General features: G+C 31.5%; 8 protein-coding genes. All 8 read right to left on the bottom strand.

Going from position 1 to position 5,101, the window contains the following annotated elements; translation table 11 throughout:
* Positions 1–16 precede the first annotated feature (16 nt).
* Entirely contained in the window at positions 17–466 is a 450-nt protein-coding gene (gene rplI / locus PKN74_RS07775) for a 50S ribosomal protein L9 (protein ID WP_472310210.1), read from the bottom strand.
* A 310-nt stretch (positions 467–776) separates the two neighbouring features.
* Positions 777–1,007, bottom strand: a complete 231-nt coding sequence (gene rpsR / locus PKN74_RS07780; RefSeq protein ID WP_472310212.1) for a 30S ribosomal protein S18 — start codon at positions 1,005–1,007, stop codon at positions 777–779.
* A 29-nt stretch (positions 1,008–1,036) separates the two neighbouring features.
* A complete protein-coding gene (locus PKN74_RS07785) occupies positions 1,037–1,567 on the bottom strand; it encodes a single-stranded DNA-binding protein (protein WP_472310214.1) in 531 nt (176 codons plus the stop codon).
* A gap of 18 nt (positions 1,568–1,585) precedes the next feature.
* Positions 1,586–2,020 carry a 30S ribosomal protein S6 gene (gene rpsF, locus PKN74_RS07790; protein ID WP_472310216.1) on the bottom strand — a complete coding sequence of 145 codons (435 nt, stop codon included), beginning with the start codon at positions 2,018–2,020 and terminating at the stop codon, positions 1,586–1,588.
* A gap of 138 nt (positions 2,021–2,158) precedes the next feature.
* Positions 2,159–3,463, bottom strand: coding sequence for a hypothetical protein (locus PKN74_RS07795; RefSeq protein WP_472310218.1), 1,305 nt, complete (start codon positions 3,461–3,463; stop codon positions 2,159–2,161).
* Between the two features lie 52 nt (positions 3,464–3,515).
* Positions 3,516–3,977 carry a biotin/lipoyl-containing protein gene (locus PKN74_RS07800; protein ID WP_472310220.1) on the bottom strand — a complete coding sequence of 154 codons (462 nt, stop codon included), beginning with the start codon at positions 3,975–3,977 and terminating at the stop codon, positions 3,516–3,518.
* 15 nt (positions 3,978–3,992) lie between these two features.
* Positions 3,993–4,394, bottom strand: a complete 402-nt coding sequence (locus tag PKN74_RS07805; protein ID WP_472310222.1) for an OadG family protein — start codon at positions 4,392–4,394, stop codon at positions 3,993–3,995.
* A 30-nt stretch (positions 4,395–4,424) separates the two neighbouring features.
* A partial coding sequence (locus PKN74_RS07810; protein WP_472310224.1) for an acyl-CoA carboxylase subunit beta occupies positions 4,425–5,101 on the bottom strand: 677 nt, incomplete at its 5' end.

The following is a 5,101-nucleotide window of genomic DNA, read 5'->3' on the forward strand; positions in this document are numbered from 1 at the left end:
GACAACCCCTGTTAATTTATTTATCAGGTATTAATTCTACCTTAATTTCACCTTTCACTCCTTGGGGAAGTTTTATTTTAATAGAATATGTTCCTATCTCTTTCAGGTTGACTTTATCTTCAAACCAATTCTTGTCAAAGTCTATTCCAACTACTTCCTTTATTTTATTAGCAATATCCTGAGAAGTAACTGCCCCAAATAACTTCCCTTTCTCACCTGCTTTCACTTTAAGAACTATGGTTACATCTTTTAATTTCTCTAAAATTCCTTCACTTTTATTTTTTATGCTTTCTTTTTTCTTTTCTTCGATTCTCTTGCTTTCTTCTATATGTTTTATGAACCCGTCAGTAGCTTCCACAGCCAACTTTCTCGGAATAAGATAATTTCTTGCATAACCATCAGAAACTTCTTTTATTTCTCCCTTTTTACCTAACTTAGGCACATCTTCTAGCAACAATACTTTCATGTATGTTTTTTAACCTCCTTTAATGTTGGTACATTTTTAAATGCTACTGAAAACTTAAGAATTTGATTTAAAACTTGTAGAAATTTAACTAGTCTATTCAGTACTTATAACTTACTTAAATTCAGGGCGTTAGTTAAAGAAGATCCACATTTCTAAGGCGTTCATTTAGCTTCCTAATCTTACGATGGTATAATTCTCTACTTATGATATTATACACTATAATCTTTGAAGGACATATATTGTAAAAGACAAAAAATAGATAGAGAGCAATCCCTCTATCTATTTTTAGTTTGTAAAGTATTTTTTTAAATTAATCGTTTTTATAGGGTAAAAGCATCATCTTTCTTGCTCTTTCAATCGCATTTTTTACCATTCTTTGATGTTTTGCACAGTTACCATTTATTCTTTTTGGTATAATCTTTCCCTTTTCATTTATGTATTCTTTTAACCTTTTCAAATCTTTGTAATCAATATATTCAACGTTGTCTCGACATAACTTACATCTTTTAACACTCTTTCGATCTCTTCTAACATAAGCCATTTATATCCACACCTCCATCATTTCAGACTTTAAAATTCAGAAAAAAAATCTTTATCTAAATCATCATCATCAAAACTTAGGCCAAACAAATCCTCAGCGTCAAGATCTGGTAGTTCATAATCTGATGTTTCAGTTGCATCGTCAATGTTTTCAATGAAATTATTGTTATCATAAATATTTCTGGCACTTTCCTCCACAATTATATCTGTGTCAGAATAAATTCTTTCCTCCTCCGCTTTTTTTGTTTCCATAAAATTCATCCTATTTGCCCAGACCTCAGCTTTTTCTCTTCTGATATTGTCTCTATCTGTCCATTGGTTGATGCGAAGAGAACCTTCAACTAATATTAATTTACCCTTCTTTAAATAATTAGAGGCAAATTCCGCTTGCTTGCCAAAAGCCACAATATTTATGAAATCAGTTGCGTTTTGATCACTTGAAAACTGTCGATCCACCGCCAACCTAAATGTAGCAACTGGATCTCCTTTAACAGTCGATCTTATTTCTGGATCTTTGGTTAACCTTCCCACCAAAATAACCTTATTATACGAAATAGACATTAAATCACTTCCTACTTATTATTCAATTTCTTGGTCGGTACTCTGTTCTCCGACTTGTACAGGGTCATTAACTTGTACAGGGTCGTTAACTTGTACAGGTTCCTCAATCTTTATTTTTGCTTCCTTTTGTTTTATTTTTTGTTTTTTCTCTAGATCTTCTCTTCTAATAGTTTGATATCGAAATATTTCTTGAGTAACCCTGTAAAAATTTTCTAATTCGTTAATCTTATCAGGGGATGCCTTGAAAATTATGTAAGTGTAGTCTCCCTCAGTAAATTTTCCTTTTGGAGTTCTATATGCTAGCTTTCTTACGCCCCATCTTGTAAACTCTTCAACTTCTCCGTCGATCCGCTCTTCTATAAAGCTTTTAACTTTTTGAGCTAAATCTTCTCTTTCTTCGGCTGGTAGATCTGCTCTTATAACAAACATAGTTTCATAATACCTTTTACTCACCTTATACCTCCTCCTATGGTCTATGGCCTCTGATTCTAATATTTTTATTTCAGAGGCAGGATTTTTATTTCTTGATAATTCACGTACGATTATATCAGAAAAAATGAAGTTTGTTATTTTATTTCTTTAAAAATTATATTAAAATTTGACTTTGAAACCAACATCAACATTAAGTAAATCTTTATCAGTTTGACTTGGTACAAAGCAATCATTAGTATCATCATATATAAGCTCATTGAAAATTTTTCCAAGATTTGCTGATAAGTTAAGCTCAAAGAATTTAAAATATAAATTTGCTGAAATTGTATAAATAAAGGATTTTTCTAATGTATCATCATCTAAAAAGTTCGTACCTTCAACAGGTGCAATATCTTTTGTAGGGGATTTACTCCCTGAGAAAACTGTTTCGAAAGATGAATATATATCGAATCTATTGTTATAAGTGTACAGGTAATCAACCAAAATAGATGCGGCATTTTCTCCATATTTATATCCAATATAATTTTCTTTGTAGTTAATTATTTTATCTTCATATTTATCTTGAGGATATACTGTGTATGAAGGTGCTTCTTTCCCAGGTCCAAAAGTATATCGAGTAGCAAGGGCACCGTGTAAACCAAAATTGCCTGCGTTGGTTTTAAATGTTATTCCGGAAGAAAACGCTATTTTGTCGGGATTTTGAGTTTTTTCTGGATAAAAGAACCTGTTAGTGTTTAAATCATCAACTAATAATTGAGAATAAAAATAATATGTCGGTTTGTCATAATCAATGAAAAATCCCATCAATGAATTATCGTCTTTTCCTTCCTCTGCCCATGGCATAGTGTTACTTGAAGATCGTATTTCTTGTGAAAAATACACTGGCAGTGGATTAAAAAGATAATAGAAATCAAACTCTCTATTGTAAACAACTGCATCTTGATATCCAAATCTAAAATCACCAAATTTTAGTCCATAAGTTTTATAATTCATACTTTTTGGTTCAGTAAAATGCTTATTACTTGAACTAACTAACTGAATCCAGCGGGTATCATAAAACATATGCTCATCTTCGTAACCAAATTCTAGATAAGGTTGAGATATCCTTTCAGAAGAAAAAAACAGAGAATATGGAGAATTAACTTCATCTTGCAAATCTTTTATTCCTGAACTAAATTTTATATCATTATTAAAACTTCGAAAGGTAACATAACCATTTTCAATTAAAAAGTAATGATCAAAATAGTAATCTTCTTCATAAAAGTAATATTTATCATCACTGTAAAAACCTATATCAGCTACAAAATCAAAATGAGGGGCTAAATGATATATTTTTACTCCAATCCTGTCATTAAAATCCTCAAAGTCATACAATCCTTGGAAGCTAATTTCAAAGTTCACGGCAAAAACAGAAAAAACTGCCAACACACATAAGTTTATAAAGAAAATACTTTTTTTAAGCATAAAATACCCCCTTCTATATATTTTTAGAGTTTTTTATTTGTTTTATAATATATCACTTAATCAACATTAAAACCTGATCTCCTTCGACTGTATCTCCTTTTTTAACATAAATTTTTTCAACTAACCCACTATATTCTGAAGGAATCTCGTTTTCCATTTTCATCGCTTCGATTATTAAAAGAGTGTCTCCAATACTAACATTTTGACCTTCACTGACACAAATATCAATAATAATTCCTGGTAGGGGAGCCTTTACTTCTTTAGCTGTTTCAGAAGATGATGCCTTCTCCGTTGATAATTGAGTAACTTCTTTTGTTGGAATATCTTTTTCTTTTCTTTTTTTGGCTTCTTTCTTTTTCTTTTTTTCTACGGATTTGATGTTTGCATTCTCCTCTAACCTGCTTGTTAAAACTGGTTGACTCATATCTTTATTTGAAGCAAAATCAGAGCCCACTTCTTCAACCTCTACTTCATAAGTCTTATTGTTGATAGTAACTTTAAATTTTTTTTTCATAATATATGACCTCCATTACCTCCACCTTTTTTTACGCTTAGGATTCCATGAGACAGAAGGATTATGTTTCTGCCATTTCGTTTTAACAGACTTTATTGGTTTGTCTTTTTGAACTTTATTTTTTAAAAGATCCGCCCTAGTAACACTTTTTATTTCAAATTGTTTACCAACATAATACATGCTTACAGCAGCAACAACTGCAATAAGCTCTTCTTCAGTTAAATCTAATTCTTTATTCTTAAGCATTTTTAACTTCATTGGTTCAACAGACTCTTTAACTGGCATGTTTTTTTGTTTTTTCCCTTTCCCACGTGATCGAAATAAAAACTGAAATAACCATATCACGAAATATAATATGATTAATATTGAAAAAACTATTAATATGCCTATTCCTGTTAAAATCCATACATCCGCCATATTTTATCCCTCAATGCACAATCTATTTGATTATAAAGGTATGTTTCCGTGTTTTTTTGAAGGCCTTGATTCGACTTTGGAAAAAGATGTAGAAAGTGCTTTAATTAATTTCTCTCTAGTATCTTTAGGTTCAATTACATCTTCTATGTATCCTCTCGAGGCTGCTTCATAAGGATTTGAAAAACTTTCTTTATACTCTTGGATACATTTTTGCCTTGTCTCTTCGGGATTTTCAGAACTTTCTATTTCCTTTGCAAATATAATATTTGCTGCTCCATCAGGACCCATGACAGCTATTTCAGCAGTAGGCCAAGCAAACACAAAATCCGCTCCCAAGTGTTGTGATCCCATTGCAATATAGGCGCCTCCATATGCTTTACGTAATATAACTGTTATTAAAGGAACAGTCGCTTCAGAATATGCATATAAAAGCTTAGCACCATGTCTTATTATCCCTCCGTGTTCTTGATTAACCCCTGGAAGATAACCAGGAGTATCAACAAAAGTTATAATAGGAATATTAAAAGCGTCACAAAATCGAATAAAACGAGCTGCTTTATCCGATGCATCTATATCAAGTGAACCAGCAAGAATCTTGGGTTGATTTGCTATTATTCCCACTGATTGTCCTTGAAGCCTTGCAAAACCAACTACTATATTTTTTGCAAAATGGGGATGTATTTCAAGAAAACTATCAGGATCGAAAA

The sequence above is a fragment of the Defluviitoga sp. genome, assembly GCF_035349255.1.
In the GTDB taxonomy this organism is placed as follows: Bacteria; Thermotogota; Thermotogae; order Petrotogales; family Petrotogaceae; genus Defluviitoga.

What these genes read in the sequence shown, in the direction of transcription:
- rplI (WP_472310210.1), bottom strand. Translation starts at nt 466, where the DNA reads ATGAAAGTATTGTTGCTAGAAGATGTGCCTAAGTTAGGTAAAAAGGGA.
- rpsR (WP_472310212.1), bottom strand. Translation starts at nt 1,007, where the DNA reads ATGGCTTATGTTAGAAGAGATCGAAAGAGTGTTAAAAGATGTAAGTTA.
- PKN74_RS07785 (WP_472310214.1), bottom strand. Translation starts at nt 1,567, where the DNA reads ATGTCTATTTCGTATAATAAGGTTATTTTGGTGGGAAGGTTAACCAAA.
- PKN74_RS07795 (WP_472310218.1), bottom strand. Translation starts at nt 3,463, where the DNA reads ATGCTTAAAAAAAGTATTTTCTTTATAAACTTATGTGTGTTGGCAGTT.
- PKN74_RS07800 (WP_472310220.1), bottom strand. Translation starts at nt 3,977, where the DNA reads ATGAAAAAAAAATTTAAAGTTACTATCAACAATAAGACTTATGAAGTA.
- PKN74_RS07805 (WP_472310222.1), bottom strand. Translation starts at nt 4,394, where the DNA reads ATGGCGGATGTATGGATTTTAACAGGAATAGGCATATTAATAGTTTTT.